This is a genomic window from Paracraurococcus lichenis, assembly GCF_030657435.1.
Classification (GTDB): domain Bacteria; phylum Pseudomonadota; class Alphaproteobacteria; order Acetobacterales; family Acetobacteraceae; genus Paracraurococcus; species Paracraurococcus lichenis.
Map to the genome: position 1 here is coordinate 147,652 of NZ_JAUTWS010000001.1, position 16,569 is coordinate 164,220.

The window sequence follows — 16,569 nt, forward strand, 5'->3', positions numbered from 1 at the left end:
CCCGCCGGGGGGTCGAGCGACCCCCCGGACCCCGGCCTGAGTCAGCGCAGCGCCGTGTTCAGCAGCAGCGCCAGGCGGGCGCCGGCGAGCGCGACCTGGGATTGCGCCACCGCCTCCGCGCGCTGCAGGTAGGCCATGTCGAGCTGGAAGTTCTGGCCCTCCGCCTGCACCGGCGGCGCATAAACGACGCTCCGGGCCAGCGCATTGCTCTCCTGCGCCCAGGCGGCCGGGTCCGTCTTCGCCGCCGCCGGAGCGGGGGCGGCCGGCAGGGCCTTCGCCTTGGCGAGCACGGCATCCATCGACAGGTTCTGCCCCAGGATGTCGTCCCAGACCGCATGCAGGTTGTGGCCGCAGGAGGTGGTGCAGACATGCACCGAATTGCCGCCCCTGTCGCCGTCCGGCATCTCCGCCGTCACCCGCTCGGCCGCATGCAGGGGCTGGTGGATGTCGCCGACGAGGTGCAGCAGCCAGACCAGCGAATAGGACCGCGCATCGGCCGTCCGGTCCGCCGTCGCCAGCACGCCGCGCATCGCCACGATCATGGCCTGCGCATTGGCCTTCGGCGGCGGGTTCACCCGCTTTCCGTCCGGCGAGAAGGCGATGTCCACATAGTGCCATTCCCGGTGCTCCTGCCGGTCGGCATAGCCGGTGATGCGCATGGCGGCGGGGGCGTTCGGGTCCTCGCTGGCGGCGATGTAGCCGTGCCGGCCCTTGATGTCGTCCGGCCAGGTCGCGGCATGCACGAAGGCGGCGCGGGCGCGGTCCGCCGGCGCGACGTTCGCCACCCAGGACGCATAGTCCGGATTGCGGCGGAGCAGCGCATCCGCCTTGCTGCGGGCCGCGGGGGTGAGCCGGTCATAGGCCACCGCCGCCACCATCATGTGCCCGGTGCCGTCCCAGGCCAGGGCGGGGGCGGGCAGGGCGGTCAGCAGCGCGAGGAACCAGGCGCGGCGCATCGGAAACCTCCCAGGGTCGTGTCCCGGCAGGCCCATGCTGACGCATGGGCGCCGGGACGCGATATGACCTGGCGCACGCCGCGTGCGGCGGAGGTCAGCCGCCGCCGATGTCGAAGCCGATGCGCGGCCGCTGCGCCATCGGGCCCTGCTGCTTCAGGCTGGCGCGCAGCGCCTCGTACTCCCGCTCCATGTCGGGCGTGACGCTGGCCCGCGTGTCGCGCAGCGCCTGCTCGAAGGCCTCGCGCCCGACCGTCGCGCTCTCGAGGTCCTGCCGCAGCGCCGAGAGGCCGGCGCGCCGCACCACGTCGCCGAGGTCGGCGCCGGTATAGCCCTGGGTGCGGCCGGCGATCGGCGCCAGGTCCACATCCTCGGCCAGCGGCATGCCCTTGGTCTGGATACGGAGGATCTGCAGCCGCCCGGCCTCGTCCGGCACCGGCACATAGACCAGCTCGTCGAAGCGGCCCGGCCGCAGCAGCGCCGGGTCGAGCAGGTTCGGCCGGTTGGTCGCGCCCATGACGACCACGCCCTGCAGCTCCTCGAGCCCGTCCATCTCGGCGAGGATGGTGTTCACCACGCGCTCGGTCACCGCCGGCTCGCCGAGCCCGCCGCCGCGGGCCGGGACCAGGCTGTCGATCTCGTCGATGAAGATCACGGTCGGCGCCACCTGCCGGGCGCGGGCGAAGAGCCGGCTGACCTGCTGCTCGCTCTCGCCATACCACTTGGACAGCAGGTCCGACGACTTGGTGGCGATGAAATTGGCATTCGCCTCCCGCGCCACGGCCTTGGCCATCAGGGTCTTGCCGGTGCCCGGTGGGCCGAACAGCAGGAACCCCTTGGCCGGGCGGATGCCGAGGCGGCGGAAGGCATCGGGGTGCCTGAGCGGCAGCTCGATCCCCTCGCGCAGTTGCTCCCGCGCCGTGCTGACGCCGCCGATATCCTCCCAGGTCACGTTCGGCACCTGGATCATGATCTCGCGCAGCGCCGAGGGCTGGATGCGCTTCAGCGCATTGTCGAAATCGGCGCGGGTGACGCGCAGCTCCTCCAGCACCTCGGGCGGGATGCCCTCGCGCAGGTTGATGCGTGGCAGCATGCGGCGGACCGCGTCGATCGCCGCCTCCCGCGCCAGGGCCGAGATGTCGGCGCCGACGAAGCCATAGGTGGTGCGCGCCAGCGCATCGAGGTCCACGTCGTCCGAAAGCGGCATGCCGCGGGTATGGATCGCCAGCACCTCCCGCCGCCCGTCCTGGTCGGGCACGCCGATCACGATCTCCCGGTCGAAGCGGCCGGGGCGGCGCAGCGCCTCGTCCAGCGCATCGACGCGGTTGGTGGCGGCGATCACCACCACGTTCTGCCGCGGCTCCAGCCCGTCCATGAGCGTGAGGAGCTGCGCGACGATGCGGCGCTCGGTCTCGCCGCGCGCCTCGCTGCGCTTGGGCGCGATGCTGTCGATCTCGTCGATGAAGATGATGGAGGGGGCGCGTCGCCCTGCCTCCTGGAAGATGTCGCGCAGCCGCTGCTCGCTCTCGCCGTAATGGCTGCCCATGATCTCCGGGCCGGCGATGGAGAAGAAGCTTGCTTCCGACTCGTTCGCCACCGCCTTGGCCAGCAGCGTCTTGCCGGTGCCGGGCGGACCGTGGAGGATGACACCCTTCGGCGGGTCGATGCCGAGGCGCTGGAACAGCTCTGGGTGGCGCAGCGGCAGCTCCACCATCTCCCGCACCTGGTCCACCGCATTGCCGAGGCCGCCGATATCGTCATAAGTGACGTCGGCGCGGCGCGTCTCCTTCGCCTCGACGAATTCGGGCAGCAGCTCGATTTCCGTCTCCGGCCCGACGCGCACGATGCCGCGCGGGGTGGTGCCGACCACGCTCAGCCGGATTTCCTGCAGCGCATAGGCCTGCTGCCCCAGGAGCTGGCGCACCACCTCCTCCGGCACCCCCTCGGCACCCGGGCGCCGCTGGTAGACCGAGGTCGAGACGATATCCCCCGCCGCCAGCGGCCGGCCGAGGAAGGTGCGCCGCAACGCCTCGGAGGAGCCGGAGAGGCGAAGATTCTTCTGCGCCGGCGCGAGGGTGACGCGGATGGCCGGCCGCGCCTCGGACCGCGTCACGGCGACCCGCTCGCCGGCCGTGACCCCGGCATTGGCGCGCTGCAACCCGTCGAGGCGGATGATCTCGAGATCCTCGTCCTCCGGCGTCGGCGGCATCGCCAGCGCCGCGGTGTGGCGCTTGCCCGCGACCTCGATGGCATCGCCGCTGCGTATGCCGAGGGCCTGGAAGGCCTTGCGGCTAATGCGCGCGACGCCCTTGCCGACATCCTCCGCCCGCGCATTGGCGACCTGGAGTTGGACGCCCTTCGTCTCCGCCTCGGCCATGATGGTGTCTCCTCTGTCGCGCCCGCTCGCCGAGGCAACAGGGCGGGTCGATGGCGGTTCCCGGCCGCACGCGCAGGTGGGGCGACGATGGCTCGGGCGGGCCGGTCCGGGCCTGCGTGCCGCCTGGCCGCAATCGGCGAAGGCCGCCCCGACCGGCGGGGCTCAGCCCTCGACGCCGGCGGCGTCGAAGGCGCGCCGCGCCTCCGGCCCGCCGAGCCAGCGCAGCAGGTCGGCGCCGCCACTGCCGGGCAGCGCGGCCGCGCCATAGGCGGTGGTGTTCTGCAGCCCGGGCGGCAGCGGGCCGAGGAAGTGCAGGGCGGGGACCAGCCTGATCTCGGTGATGGCGCCGAAGCCGATCTCCCGACCGGTGCCGTGCAGCAGGTGCTCCATCACCTCCGCGCCCGTGGCGTAGCGCTTCGCTTTGGGCGCGACCTCGGCGGCCAGCCCCAGCCGCTCGAAGAGCCTTTCCATGTACAGGCCGGTCGAGGCGCGGTTGAAGACCACCGCATCGGCCTGCCGCACCGCCTCCCGCAGCGAGGCTTCGTCGCGGATCGCCGGCGCCGGCGCGTTGGGCCGCACCGCGATGCCGACGCCGACGCGCCCGATCGGCACCGCCGGCCCGGCGAGGCGCGGCGCCAGGTCCTCCAGCAGCGCCGCGGGCGCGACCAGCAGGTCCGGCGCCTCGCCGGCGAGAATCCGCTCGCGCAGTCTTGGCGCGGTCGCATAGGCGATGCGCACGGCCTGGCCGGTCGCGGCACGGAAGCCGGCGACCGCCGCCTCCAGCCCGGGCTCGACCGCGCCGGCGCTCAGCACGCGGATCTCGGCGGCGAGGGCTGGGCGGGCGGCGAGGGCCAGCGCCAGGGCCGGCAGGCAGCGTCGGTGCATGCGTGCGCTCCTTCAGGCCGGCGGCGCGATCCAGTTGTGCAGCGCGAGGCCGCCATCCACCACGACAGTGGTGCCGGTGACATAGGCCGAGAAGCGCTCGGCCAGCAGCCCGACCGCGGCGCGCGCCACGTCCTCCGGCGCGCCGAGCCGCCCGAGCGCGATCCTCGCCGCCAATTCCGGATTGGCCTGGAAGCCGCCGCCCGCGATGGCGCCCGGCGCGATGGCATTCACCCGGATGCCGTGCGGCCCGAGCGCCCGCGCGAGCTCCTTCATCACCATGGTCAGCCCGGCCTTGCTGGCGCTGTAATGCGGCAGGTTGCGCGGGCTCTCGGCATGCAGCGAGGTGACGAGGACGATCCGCCCGCGCGGTCCCGCCGTCGCGGTGTCGCGCATGTGCCGCCCGGCGAGCTGGCCGAGCGTGAACCCGGCCTCGAGATTCACCGCGACCATCCGCCGCCAGGCCTCCGGCGTGACCTCCAGCGCCGTCTCGGTCTCGTGCCTCCGGGGGCTGGCGCAATGGACGAGGATGCTGAGGCGGCCGAGTGATCCGAGCGCCGCGGTGAAGAGCGTCTCCGCCGCGCCCGGCGCCGCGAGGTCCGTCGCGATGAATCGCGCGTCGCGCCCGGCATGCCGCAGCGCCGCGGCCACCGCCTCGCCCTGGTCGGCATTGACATCGGCCAGCACCACGCGCGCGCCTTCCGCCGCCAGCGCCTCGGCCACCGCGCGCCCGATCCCGTTGGCGGCCCCGGTCACCAGCGCGGTGTCGCCCGCCAGCAGCGCATCCGTCATTGCATCCTCCCGCATTCCTTGCCTGCCTGATTGGCCCGGCGCGCCGGCTGCGGCAAGCTCAGGGCGATGACGCTGCCCCGCCGCGCCCTGCCGCTGCTCCTGCTGCCCCTCGCCGCCGCGGCCGAGGACCGCCTGCGCGCCGTGGAGGCCGGGACGCCGGAGGCCGAGGCGCTGGTCGCGCGGCTGCGCGCCGGCGGCCTGGTGCTGTTCTTCCGCCATGCCGATACGCGCGGCGAGCCTTGCGACCGCAGCTTCCGCATCGGCGACCGCGCCGGCCAGCGCAACCTGGCGCCGGAGGGCCGCGCCCAGGCCGTCCGCATCGGCGCCCGCATCGCCGAGCTTGGCATTCCCATCGAGGTCCCGGTCCTCGCCGGCCCGGTCTTCCGGGCGCGCGACACCGCCGAGCTTGCCTTCGGCACGGCGCGCGTAACGGTCACGGACGGGCTGCTGGCGGACGATTATGCCGGCGGGCGCCTGGACTGGGTGCTGTCCGAGCATCGCCGGCTGCTCGGCGCCCCCGTGCCGGCCGGCAGCAACCGCGTCCTGGTCGGCCATCGTACGCCCGCCATCCTGGTCGCGGGCGAGGCCGTCGCCGGCCGCGCCTTCCCCGAAGGCGCCGCGCTGGTCGTCGCGCCGGGCGGGGACCGTTTCGCGCTGCTCGGCATCCTCGCCCTCGCCCCGCTGCCGGAGGGCGGCTTCCACGATTGCCGGTAGCTTTCGGGCAACCGGCCCCGGCTTCCTTGCCGCCTCCGCGACGGGGAACACGGCATGGGTGCGCAGCCCTCCATCGGCTGCATCGACGATGTCCGGCATGGCTGGGTCCAGGGCTGGGCGCGGGAGGGCGGGCGCGATGGGCCGGCGCGCCTCCTCGCCCGGCATCCGGGCGCGGCGCCGGTCGAGGTGCTGGCGGATGGCTACCGGCCCGACCTCGCCGCGGCCGGCCTCGGCGAGGGCCGCCACGCCTTCCGCTTCCGCCTGGACACGCCCGGCTTCGACCCGGCGCGGCTCGAGCTGCGCTTCGCCGACGGCACGCCGGTGCGGCCGAGCGCGGCCTGCCTCGCCGCCTGGCAGGAGAGCCACGCTGCCCCTGCGCCCGCCGATCTCGAGGCGCTGCTGGAAAGCCCGGTGACGCGCGTGCTGCACTGGGAGATGACGCGCCAGTGCAACCTGCGCTGCACCTATTGCGCCGTCAGCCAGCCGAACTACCGGGGCGAGGACATGGACCTCGGCGACTTCGACGCGCTGGTTGCGACGCTGCGGGCGCGCCGGGTGCAGACGCTGGTGGTCAACGGCCATGGCGAAACCACCGGCATCCCGGGCTGGCACCACCGCATCCTGGCGCTGGCCGCGGCCGGCTTCCGGCTCGCTATCATCAGCAACTTCGCCCGCCTGCTGCGGGAGGAGGAGCTGGACGCCATGGCCCGCATCGCCAGCATTCAGGTCAGCGTGGACACCCACCGGCCGGAGGTGCTGCGCGCCGTCCGCCGGCGCGTCGACCTCGGCAACATCCTGCTGAACATGAACGGGGTGCGGGCGCGCGCCGAGGCGCTCGGCCTGCCGCAGCCGGTCTTCGCCTGGAGCTGCGTGATGAGCGATAAGGTCGCGCTCGACTTCGCCGACTATCTCCGCTTCGGCATCGCCGCTGGCGTCCGCGCCTTCGATGTCTGCAACCTCTCGCGCTACCCCGACCTGCCCGGCGTCGAGATGCCGGAGCATGCGACGACCCTGCCCGATGCCGAGCTGCTCCGCTTCGCCGATGTGCTGCGGGAGGGCCGGGCGCTGGCGGCGCGGAAGGGCGTGACGCTGACCATCCAGGCCGGGCTGCTGGACACGCTGCGGCTGGAACTGGCGCGGCGCGGCCTGCCGGCGGAGGTCGCGGCATGACGGCCGCGACGCGCTACGCCGCGGCGCCGGATGCGGCGCGCTCCACCCGTGACTGCACGGACCCCTGGTTCTTCGTGTTGTTCAATGCCGACCGCAGCCTCGCGCCCTGCTGCTGGCACCCCGCAGTCGCGACGCTCGCGCCTGGCGAGTCGCTGGATGCCGCGCTGGACGGCGCGGCGATCAGGGAGGTGCGGCGGCAGCTCCTGACCGGCGCGCTCAATGCTCATTGCGCCGACTGCCCGGCGCGCGGCCTGACCGACCCAGCCAGCCTGGCGCGGCGGGTGCATGCGGAGATGGCGGCGTTGCAGGCCGGCTGACGCGCGCCGACCACCGGCGCACCGTGAGGTGCGGAGGTTGTCGAAGGCCGTTCGGTGGCCCGGCCCACCCGACACATGGGGCGCGGTTGCGCCGTCCCCCGCGCGCGGCTCTACTCCGCGCCGGGGGGAAGGGCGCATGGCGGCAGGACGGATCACGCGGCGCGCGGCATTCGCGCTGGGGCTCGCGCCGGCGGCGGCGCGGGCGCAGGGCTTCCCGGACCGGCCGGTGCGCCTGGTCGTGCCCTTCCCGCCGGGCGGGCCGGTGGATACCGCGGCGCGCATCCTGGCCCAGGCCATGGGCCCGCTGCTCGGCCAGCCCATGGTGGTCGAGAACCGCTCGGGCGCCGGCGGCTCGGTCGGCATCGATGCCGTCGCCAAGTCCGCGCCGGACGGGCTGACCCTGGCGCTCGGCTCCACCGGCGCGGTCGCCGTGAACGTCACGCTCATGCCGAGCCTGCCCTACGACCCGCGGCGCGACCTGGCGCCGGTCGGGATGGTGATCGGCGTGCCCTCGCTGCTCGTGGTGCGGCCGGGACTGGCGGTGGGAGACTTCGGCGAGCTGCTCGCCATGGCGCGGCGGCAGCCGGGCCGGCTCACCTTCGGCAGCACCGGCCCGGGCGGGACGCCGCATCTCGCGGCCGAGTTGCTGAAGCTGCGGGCGGGCCTCGACATCACCCATGTCGCCTATCGCGGCGCCGCGCCGACCGTTACCGCACTGCTGACGGAGGAGGTGGACATGGCCTTCCTCGACCTGCCGGTGCTGCTGCCGCATGTGCGGGAAGGAAAGTTCCGCGCCCTCGGCCTGGCCGCCGCCGCCCGCGCCCCGGTGCTGCCGGAGGTCCCGACCATGGCCGAGGCCGGGCAGCCGGGGCTGGAGGTGGAGAACTGGTATGCCCTGATCGCGCCCGCGCGGGTGCCGCCGGAGCGCATCGCCGCCCTCTCCCGCGCGCTGCAGGCAACGCTGGCGCAGCCGGAGACGGCCGAGCGCTACGAGGCCTCGGGCGCGCGCATCATCGGCGGCACTCCGGAGGAGGCGGCGCGCTTCATCGCCGCCGAGACCGAGCGCTGGGGCGAGGTGGTGCGCCGCGCCGATATCCGGCCGGATTGAGGAGGACGCAGGGGATGGACGCGACGCCAGGGATGGAGTTCGTCGGGCAGGTGGAGGCCGAGGTCGCGCCGCCCCTCGGCATAGGCGCGGGGCCGGTGGGCGAGCGGCGGATCGTGCCCATCCTGGGCGGGCGCGTGACCGGCCCGCGCCTCGCCGGCGAGATCCTGCCCGGCGGCGCCGACTACCAGGTCATCCGCGGAGACGGCGTGACGGAGATCGTCGCGCGCTACACGCTGAAGCTGGACGACGGCGCGCTGGTCTATGTGGTCAACCGCGGCATCCGGCACGCGGCGCCGGAGGACATGGCGCGGCTGCTGCGCGGCGAGCCGGTGCCGCCCGAGCGCGTCTATTTCCGCACCACGCCGGTCTTCGAGACCGCCGCGCCGGCGCATGCCTGGCTGCACCGGAGCCTCTTCCTCGGCTTCGGGGAGCGGCAGCCCTCGGCGGTGCTGGTGCGGATCTACGCGGTGTAGCTATTCGATCGCCTTGAAGCCCGTGGCGCGCACCACCTCCGCCCAGCGCGCCGTCTCCTCCCGCATCAGCGCGGCAAAGGCGGTGCGGCCGGCGGGCGAGGGGCGGAAGCCGGCCTCCTGCAGCCGCGCGATCAGCGCCGGGGCGGCCAGGGCGCGGAGCACCGCGGCCTCGGTCGCCTCCAGCACCGGCGCGGGCGTCGCCGCCGGCGCGACGAGGCCAAACCAGGCGCTGAAGCTCAGGCTCGGGCGGCCGAGCTCGGCCATGGTCGGCACGTCAGGCAGCACCGGCGAGCGGACCGGGCCGGTGACCGCCAGCGCCTTCAGCCGCCCCGCCTTCACATGCGGCGCGGCCACCGCGACGGAGCCGAACATCCCCTGCACGGTGCCGTTCAGCACCGCGCCCACCGCATCGCCCGTCGAGCGGAAATGCACCGGCTCCACCGCCAGCCCGGCCGCGGCGCCGAGCATCGCCGCGCCGAAATGCCCCGGGGTGCCGGCGCCGAAGGTGCCCATGGTGAGCTGCGCCTGGCCCTTGCCCCAGCGGATATAGCCGTCCAGGTCGTCAGCCGGCACGCTAGCGGGCACGACGAAGGCGAAATCGGCCGAGGCGAGCTGCGCCACGGCGGCGAAGTCCTTGGCCGGGTCGTAGGGCAGCCGCGCATAGGTGCTGGGCGCCATCGCAAGCTGCCCGACCTCGCCGAGCAGCAGGGTGGAGCCGTCGGCCGGGGCGGTCCTCGCCACTTCCTGCGCCGCGATCAGCCCGCCCGCGCCCGGCCGGTTGTCCACCACCACGCCGGCCGGCAGCGCCTCCTTCAGCGCATCGGCGACCAGGCGCGCCAGCAGGTCCGGCCCGCTGCCGGCGGCGAAGCCGAGGAGGATGCGCAGCGGCCGGTCGGGCAGCGCGCCACGGGCGAGGCCGGGCAGCAGGATGGCGCCGGCCAGGGCGGCGCGGCGCCCGATGATGGGCGAGGTCATGGATGAGTTCCCCCAGGAGGCGCGCGGCGCGTCGCGGCCGCTGTTCGTTCTGCCCGCGACCTACCGGAGGGCGCCGGCAGGGTCAACGCGCGTGACGCGCCCCTGGGAAAGGCCGGACCGGTCCGGCCTGCCGCCGGATCGCACGAAGCGCGGCGCCTGGGCGGGTCCACCCAGGCACGCCCTATGCCTTCACCAGCGGGCAGCCCCCCTGGTCCATCGGCCGGAAGGCGTCGGCGCCGCTGATCGTCCCCACGACCTCCAGCAGGTCCCATTCGCCCCTGGACTGGCTGGGCTGCTTGACCCGCAGCAGGTGGACGTCGCGGACCACGCGCCCATCCGGCCGCAGCACGCCGTTCACCGTCATGAAGTCGTTGATCGGCATCTCCCGCATCTTCGCCATGACCGGCGCCGTCGCATCCGTCCCCGCCGCCTGCACCGCCTTCAGGTAGTGCAGCACCGCGCCGTAGGAGCCGGCCTGGAAGGCGGTCGGCGGTCGGCCGTGCAGGGCTCGGAAGCGTTCGGCGAAGGCGCGCGTGCCCTCGTTCTGGTCCCAGTAGTAGCTGGCCGCATAGACCATGCCCTGGCCGGTCTCGAGCCCGATGGAGCGGATATTGGTCAGCGAGCAGTTGAGCGCCGCGGGGACGATGCCGCGCCGGATCAGGCCGAACTCGCCCATCTGCTTGGCGATGTTGATCATATCAGCGCCGCCGGCGCAGATGCCGACCGCCTGCGCGCCGGAGGCCGCGGCACGCACGAGGTAGGAGGAATAGTCGGTCTCCCCCAGCGGCGCGCGCACGCTGCCCGTCACCTCGCCGCCGAGGGATTTCAGGATGGCGGTCGCGTTCGCCTCCAGCGAATGGCCGAAGGCGTAGTCGGAGGTGACGAAGAACCACTTCGTCTTGCCGCCGCGGAACAGCGCGGTCACCGGCCCCTTGGCGGCGGAGTAGTTGTCGTAGACCCAGTGCGCCGTCCAGGGGCCGCAATCCTTGCCCGTCAGGTCGGTGGTGCCGGCCGACATGGGGATGACGATCCTCTGCTTCTCCTTCGATAGCGTCTGTACGGCCAGCGCGACGGCGGAGTTGCCGAGGCCGGTGATGATGTCCACCTTCTCCTGGTCGAACCAGCGGCGGGCGATGCCCATGCCGATATCGGCGCGGTTCAGCAGGTCACCATGGACGAGCTCGACCGGCGCGCCGAGGACCTTGCCGCCGACATCCTCGATCGCCAGCCGGGCCGCGACGACCTCGCCCATGCCCTGCTGGTCGGCGAAGACGCCCGTCATGTCGTTGAGCACGCCGATCTTCACGACGCCGTCGGATACCTGGCCAGCGCCGCCCCCTTGGGCATGGCCGGGCAGGATGCGGAAGAGCGGCAGCGCCGCGGCGGTGCCGAGGAGCCTTCTGCGGGTCATGGATGTCCCTCCGATGCGGGACCTTGGCGCGGACCCGTTGCGGAAATCCTAGGCGGGGCGTGAGGGCGGAGGCAACTCGCGGTGGGCGGCGCCGCCAGGGGTCTTCCGCGCCGACCGCCGGCCTGCGAGGATCGCCGGCCGGGAAGGGAGACGTCCATGCGCATCACCGCGGTCACCGGCCATGTGCTGAGCAGCAAATTCACCTACGGCAACCCGGCAGGGCCGCACGGCACGAACCGGGGCGGCAACCTGCACCTCAAGGACATCGACACGCTGCTGGTGCGGGTCGAGACCGATGCCGGCATCATCGGCTGGGGGGAGGGCTTCGGCTTCAACCTGGTGCGCACGACGCGGCAGGCGCTGACGGAACTGATCGCGCCGGTCTGCATCGGTGAGGACGCGCGCGACATCGGTGGCCTGATGCGGCGGCTGCAGCGGCGCTTCCACAATTTCGGCCGCAACGGCGCGGCGACCTTCGCGCTCTCCGGCATCGACATCGCGCTCTGGGACATCGCGGCCAAGGCGGCGGGCAAGCCGCTGCACGCGCTGCTGGGCGGGGCGAAGCGGGACAGGGTGCCGGCCTATGCCAGCCTGCTGCGCTACGGCGACCCGGCGCTGGTCGCGCGCAACACGGCGGAGGCGATCGCGCGCGGCTACCGGCGGATCAAGCTGCACGAGGTCAGGCTCGACTGCATCCGCGCGGCGCGCGAGGCGGCGCCGGCCGAGGTGCCGCTGATGCTCGACATCAACTGCCACCACGACACGGTGGAGGAGGCGGTGGATTTCTGCCGCGCGGTGCAGGGCATGAATGTCCGCTGGGTGGAGGAGCCGGTCTGGCCGCCCGAGGATTTTTCCTCGATTGCCGCCGTGCGTGCAGCGGGCGGTGTCGGCATCGCCGCCGGCGAGTGCCTCGGCAGCCCGGAGAGCATCGGCTCCATGCTGGCGGCCGGCGCGGTGGATGTGGTGCAGCCGAGCGTGACCAAGGTCGGCGGGATCTCGGCCATGCTCGCGGTGCGCGACCTGGCGGCGCGGCATGGCGCGGCGCTGGTGCCGCACTGCCCCTATTTCGGGCCCGGCCTGCTGGCCTCGCTGCATGTCCTCGCCGCGGCGGAGGTGGAGGAGCCGCTGGAATACTACTTCGCCGACCTCGAGCAGCCGCCCTATCCCGCGCTGATCCCGCGCGATGGATACGTCGCCGTGCCGCAGGCACCCGGGCTGGGCCTGGAGATCGACCCGGCGCTCATCGCCGCGGCGGCCTGAGGCGCGCCGATGACCGAAGGGCCGAAGGGGTCCCCACGAAGCGGCGCTTCGTGGGGTGCCCCGGATGGCCCGGAGGTCTGAATCGGCTCGCCCGACAGACAAGGCGCGCCGATGACCGAATGGCCGCAGGGCGCGAAGGTCTGAAACGGCTCGCCCGACAGACAAGGCGCGCCGATGACCGAAGGGCCGCAGGGCGCGAAGGTCTGAATCGGCTCGCCCGACATACCAGGCCGGGGGAGGGGGAGGCAGCGCGGCCCGCGCGGCCCTGCTACAGGACCGACCATGCCTGTCTCTCTTTCGGTCCCGGCGCTCGCCGCCGGGCTGCTGGCCGGCTTCGTCGGCTTCGCCTCCTCCTTCGCCGTCGTCCTGCAGGGGCTCTCCGCCATGGGCGCCAGCCCGGCCCAGGCGGCCTCCGGGCTCATGGCGCTCTCCATCGCCATGGGACTCTGCGGCATCGTCCTCAGCCTCTGGCGGCGGATGCCCGTCAGCGTCGCCTGGTCGACGCCCGGGGCGGCGCTGCTCGCCGCCTCCGCCCTGCCGGCGGGCGGCTTCGCGGCGGCGGTCGGGGCCTTCCTGGTCTCGGGGGCGCTGATCGTGCTGGCGGGGCTGTGGAAGCCGCTCGGCCGCGGCGTTGCGGCCATTCCCGCGCCGCTCGCCAATGCCATGCTGGCGGGCGTGCTGCTCGGCCTCTGCCTCGCGCCGGTGAAGGCGGTGGCGGAGGCGCCGGTTGCCGGCCTCGCCATCGTGCTCGCCTGGGCGCTCATGGCGCGGATCAACCGGCTGCTGGCCGTGCCGGCGGCGGTGCTGGTGATGGTGGCGACCATCCTGCTGACCATCGACCTGCCGGCCGGGCTGCTCGGCGCCGCCGGGCCGGTGCCGATCCTGGTCATGCCGGAATTCTCGCCGGCGGCGATCCTCGGCATCGCCCTGCCGCTGTTCCTGGTGACCATGGCCTCGCAGAACATCCCGGGCATGGCGGTGCTGAACGTGAACGGCTATCGGCCGGCGCCGGGGCCGCTCTTCACCGTCACCGGCCTCTTCACCCTCGCCGCCGCGCCGCTCGGCGGGCATGCGGTGAATCTCGCCGCCATCACCGCCGCGCTCTGCGCGAACCCGGAGGCAGAGCCGGACCCGCGGCGGCGCTGGCAGGCCGCGGTCTGGGCGGGGCTGGTCTATATCCTCTTCGGCCTGCTGGCCGGCACCGCCACGGCCTTTGTCGGCGCCGCGCCGCCCATCCTGATCCAGGCGGTCGCCGGCCTCGCCCTGCTCGGCGCCTTCGCCGCGTCGTTGCAGGCGGCGCTGGCCGAGCCGGCAAGCCGCGAGGCCGCGGTGATCACATTCGTCACCACCGCCTCCGGCCTCACGGTCCTCGGCATCAGCGGCGCCTTCTGGGGGCTGCTGGCCGGTGGCGCCATGCTGGCATTGCACCGCCGCCGCGGCTGAGCCAGCCTGCCTCCCAAAGACGGGGGAGGACGACCATGCCGAAGGCCATGGCGACGCGCCGCGCGCTGCTCGCGGCGCCGCTGGCCCTGCCGGGGCTGGCACGGGCGCAGGCCTATCCGGACCGGCCGGTGCGCCTCATCGTGCCCTTCGCCCCGGGCGGCGCCAGCGACCTCGCCGCCCGCATCCTGCAGCTGCACCTGCAGGAGGGGCTGGGCCAGCCCATTGTCATCGAGAACCGCACCGGCGCCGCCGGCAATGTCGGCATGGAGGCCGCGGCGCGCGCCGCGCCGGACGGCTACACCCTCTTCCTCGGCAATGTCGGCACCCTGGCGGTGAACCCCAGCGTCTTCGCCCGCACGCTGAAGGTGCGGCCGGCCGAGGATTTCGCCGCCATCTCCCTCGTCTCCGACACGCCGGACGCCCTGGTCGCGCATCCCGCGGCGCCCTTCGACAGCGTCGCCGGGCTGGTGGCCTATGCCCGCGCCAATCCGGGCCGGGTGAACTACGGCTCGCCCGGCGCCGGCAGCCTGAACCGGCTGGAGATGGAGTTGCTGCGCGAGGGCGGCGGCGGACTGGACATGGTGCATGTCCCTTATCCCGGCGGCGCCGGGCCGGCGGTGACGGCGGCGGTCGCGGGCGATGTCCACTGTCTCTTCGTCACGCTCTCCTCGGCCCTCGGCCAGGTGCAGGCGGGGCGGCTGAAGGCGCTGGCCGTGACGACGGCGGCGCGCACCGCATCGCTGCCGGCGGTGCCGAGCATGGTCGAGAGCGGATACGGCGACTTCGTCGCCAGCTCCTGGCAGGGCATGCTGGCGCCCACCGGCACGCCGGCGCCGATCCTCGCGCGCTGGCATGGCGTGCTGCGGGAGGTGTTGCGCGTGCCCGATCTCCGCCGCCGCTTCGCCCAGAGCGCGACCGAGGCGGTGTCGAGCGACAGTCCGGGCGATTTCGCCGCCCTGATCGCGCGGGAGCAGGCACGCTGGGGCGCGCTGGTGCGGCGTGCCGGCGCCACGGCGGAATAGCGCGCTACTCCGCCTTCACGCCGGAGGCGCCGACGATCTGCCGCCAGTCCGCCGATTCCTGCCGGGCCAGCGCGGCGAAGTCCTGCGGCGTGGTCCAGGCCGCCTCGGCACCCTGGGCAAAGAGTCCGTCCTTCACCGATGCCGTCCCGCTCGCCGTCTTCAGCGCGGCGGAGAGCGTCGCGGCGATCTCCGCCGGCAGGCCGCGCGGCGCGACGGCGCAGTACCAGTTCTCCGCCAGCAGCCGCGGCACGCCGTACTCCACCGTCGTGCGCAGCTCCGGCAGCGAGGGGCTGCGCTGCCGCGCCGCCAGCGCGATGGCGGTGATCGCGCCGGCCTTGATATGCGGCAGGATGACCGGCAGGTCCGCGAAGAGGAGCTGGATCTGCCCGGCGACCAGGTCCGTCACGGCCGGCGCCGCGCCGCGATAGGGCACGACCTCGACCTGCGCGCCGGTCTCGATGCGGAAGCGCAGCGCCGTCAGGTGGCTGATGCCGGCCGCGCCCGCGGTGCCGATGTTGAGCGTCCCCGGCCGGCGCTTCGCCAGGTCCAGCAGCTCCGGCAGGGTCTTCGCGCCGATGGCGGGGCTCGCCACCAGCGCCTCCGGCACCTTCGTCACCACGCTGAGGAAGCTGACATCCTCCGGCACGCGGTAGGGCATGCTCGGCTGGGTATGCGGCGCGATGGTCAGCGAGCCGCCATCGACGATGCCGACGACGTAGCCATCCGGCGGCGATTTCAGCACATAGTCCGTGCCGATGACGCCGGAGCCGCCGGCGCGGTTCTCGATCAGCACGGTCTGGCCGAGCGCCGCGGTCAGCGCGGGAGCATAGAGCCGCGCGATGATGTCGTTCGGCCCGCCGGGCGGATAGGGCACGATGATGCGGATGGGCCGGTTCGGCCAGGCCGGTTGCGCCAGGGCAGGTGTCGCGGGCAGCGCCGCAAGGGCGCCGAGGATGGCTCGTCTGCGCATGGTCGTTTCCCCCTGATCCGGCCTTGTGCCGAACGGCTGCGGCGGCGCGGAGCATGCGCCCCAGGTCGCGGGCCGGACCCTGCCTCGGCCGGGATGCAGGCCCGGACCCCGGCGCGACTCCGGTTGCGCGGCGCTTCCTCCGTTCGTCTCGGAGACAGGATGCGCGGGATGCGGCCTGCCCGCCAGGGTCCGCGCTACCAGCGTCGGTAGGGGGATTCGGGCGGCTCCTCCTGCCAGGTTCTCTGGGCATCATAGGGCAGGGGATCGCCGGGCTGCGCCGGGTAGGGCGCGGCATAGGGCGGCGGCGTCCGCTCCGCCTCCTGCCGGTCCAGGCCATTGCCGACCAGGCCGCCGAGCAGCGCGCCGGCCGCGGCGCCGCCGACGATCCCGGCGCCGCGGTCATGCCGGCCGGCGGCCGTGGCGCCGATCAGCCCGCCCGCCACGGCGCCGAGCGCGGCGCCCGTGCCGGCATTCGGCCCGACCGCCGGCGCATAGGCATAGGGCGCATAGGCCGGCTCCTGGACATAGACGCAGGCGGCAAGCGGCAGGGCGAGCAGGGCCAGCAGGGCAGCGCGCATGCGGGTCACTCCGGTCATCGCCGCCATAACGCGCCCGCGGCGCGACGATCCCGCGGCGGCATGATGGCGGCCGCGGGGCGGCGCCTCGACAGCCGCGCGCCGGCGCGGGACAAGGCGACGACAG

Annotated in this window: 16 protein-coding genes; 8 read left to right on the forward strand and 8 right to left on the reverse strand. The window is 74.0% G+C overall.

The annotated features are described in order from the left end of the window. Positions 1-41 precede the first annotated feature (41 nt). The 4 genes from Q7A36_RS00675 to Q7A36_RS00690 form a co-directional block, all read right to left on the reverse strand. Positions 42-956: a S1/P1 nuclease gene (locus Q7A36_RS00675; protein ID WP_305101707.1), complete on the reverse strand. Its 915-nt coding sequence runs from the start codon at positions 954-956 to the stop codon at positions 42-44. Positions 957-1,050: 94 nt separating this feature from the next. After that, positions 1,051-3,330 carry a CDC48 family AAA ATPase gene (locus tag Q7A36_RS00680; protein WP_305101708.1) on the reverse strand — a complete coding sequence of 760 codons (2,280 nt, stop codon included), beginning with the start codon at positions 3,328-3,330 and terminating at the stop codon, positions 1,051-1,053. A 162-nt stretch (positions 3,331-3,492) separates the two neighbouring features. Further along, positions 3,493-4,215 (reverse strand): substrate-binding domain-containing protein, encoded by a 723-nt coding sequence (locus Q7A36_RS00685; RefSeq protein WP_305101709.1) that lies wholly within the window; start codon positions 4,213-4,215, stop codon positions 3,493-3,495. 12 nt (positions 4,216-4,227) lie between these two features. Beyond that, complete coding sequence (locus tag Q7A36_RS00690; RefSeq protein ID WP_305101710.1) at positions 4,228-5,019, reverse strand: SDR family NAD(P)-dependent oxidoreductase; 792 nt, start codon at positions 5,017-5,019, stop codon at positions 4,228-4,230. A 51-nt stretch (positions 5,020-5,070) separates the two neighbouring features. Here Q7A36_RS00690 and Q7A36_RS00695 point away from each other — a divergent pair, with 51 nt between their 5' ends. The 5 genes from Q7A36_RS00695 (at position 5,071) to Q7A36_RS00715 (ending at position 8,786) form a co-directional block, all read left to right on the forward strand. Then, on the forward strand, positions 5,071-5,718 hold the full coding sequence (locus Q7A36_RS00695) for a histidine phosphatase family protein (protein WP_305101711.1): 648 nt from the start codon (positions 5,071-5,073) through the stop codon (positions 5,716-5,718). A 54-nt stretch (positions 5,719-5,772) separates the two neighbouring features. Next, the gene (locus Q7A36_RS00700; RefSeq protein WP_305101712.1) at positions 5,773-6,888 is read left to right on the forward strand and encodes a radical SAM protein; all 1,116 of its coding nucleotides are present in this window, start codon (positions 5,773-5,775) and stop codon (positions 6,886-6,888) included. Further along, the gene (locus Q7A36_RS00705) at positions 6,885-7,205 is read left to right on the forward strand and encodes a hypothetical protein (RefSeq protein WP_305101713.1); all 321 of its coding nucleotides are present in this window, start codon (positions 6,885-6,887) and stop codon (positions 7,203-7,205) included. Before Q7A36_RS00700 ends, Q7A36_RS00705 begins: the two co-directional genes overlap by 4 nt. Positions 7,206-7,341: 136 nt before the next feature. Next, the gene (locus Q7A36_RS00710; protein WP_305101714.1) at positions 7,342-8,313 is read left to right on the forward strand and encodes a Bug family tripartite tricarboxylate transporter substrate binding protein; all 972 of its coding nucleotides are present in this window, start codon (positions 7,342-7,344) and stop codon (positions 8,311-8,313) included. 14 nt (positions 8,314-8,327) lie between these two features. Further along, positions 8,328-8,786 carry a DUF3237 domain-containing protein gene (locus tag Q7A36_RS00715; RefSeq protein ID WP_305101715.1) on the forward strand — a complete coding sequence of 153 codons (459 nt, stop codon included), beginning with the start codon at positions 8,328-8,330 and terminating at the stop codon, positions 8,784-8,786. Here Q7A36_RS00715 and Q7A36_RS00720 read toward each other — a convergent pair whose 3' ends face one another. Both Q7A36_RS00720 and Q7A36_RS00725 read right to left on the reverse strand, forming a co-directional pair. Further along, positions 8,787-9,761, reverse strand: a complete 975-nt coding sequence (locus Q7A36_RS00720; RefSeq protein WP_305101716.1) for a Bug family tripartite tricarboxylate transporter substrate binding protein — start codon at positions 9,759-9,761, stop codon at positions 8,787-8,789. Positions 9,762-9,942: 181 nt separating this feature from the next. After that, positions 9,943-11,172, reverse strand: a complete 1,230-nt coding sequence (locus Q7A36_RS00725) for an ABC transporter substrate-binding protein (RefSeq protein WP_305101717.1) — start codon at positions 11,170-11,172, stop codon at positions 9,943-9,945. A 156-nt stretch (positions 11,173-11,328) separates the two neighbouring features. Between Q7A36_RS00725 and Q7A36_RS00730 the strand changes: the two genes are divergently transcribed. From Q7A36_RS00730 to Q7A36_RS00740, 3 genes are all read left to right on the forward strand, one after another. Then, positions 11,329-12,432 (forward strand): mandelate racemase/muconate lactonizing enzyme family protein, encoded by a 1,104-nt coding sequence (locus tag Q7A36_RS00730; protein ID WP_305101718.1) that lies wholly within the window; start codon positions 11,329-11,331, stop codon positions 12,430-12,432. 282 nt (positions 12,433-12,714) lie between these two features. Beyond that, positions 12,715-13,875, forward strand: coding sequence for a benzoate/H(+) symporter BenE family transporter (locus Q7A36_RS00735; RefSeq protein ID WP_305101719.1), 1,161 nt, complete (start codon positions 12,715-12,717; stop codon positions 13,873-13,875). Between the two features lie 35 nt (positions 13,876-13,910). Beyond that, on the forward strand, positions 13,911-14,897 hold the full coding sequence (locus Q7A36_RS00740) for a Bug family tripartite tricarboxylate transporter substrate binding protein (RefSeq protein ID WP_305101720.1): 987 nt from the start codon (positions 13,911-13,913) through the stop codon (positions 14,895-14,897). A gap of 4 nt (positions 14,898-14,901) precedes the next feature. On the opposite strand, the gene Q7A36_RS00745 is transcribed toward Q7A36_RS00740, so the two are convergent. Further along, positions 14,902-15,867, reverse strand: coding sequence for a Bug family tripartite tricarboxylate transporter substrate binding protein (locus Q7A36_RS00745; RefSeq protein ID WP_305101721.1), 966 nt, complete (start codon positions 15,865-15,867; stop codon positions 14,902-14,904). Between the two features lie 194 nt (positions 15,868-16,061). Next, a complete protein-coding gene (locus tag Q7A36_RS00750) occupies positions 16,062-16,445 on the reverse strand; it encodes a glycine zipper domain-containing protein (RefSeq protein WP_305101722.1) in 384 nt (127 codons plus the stop codon). Between the last annotated feature and the right edge of the window lie 124 nt (positions 16,446-16,569).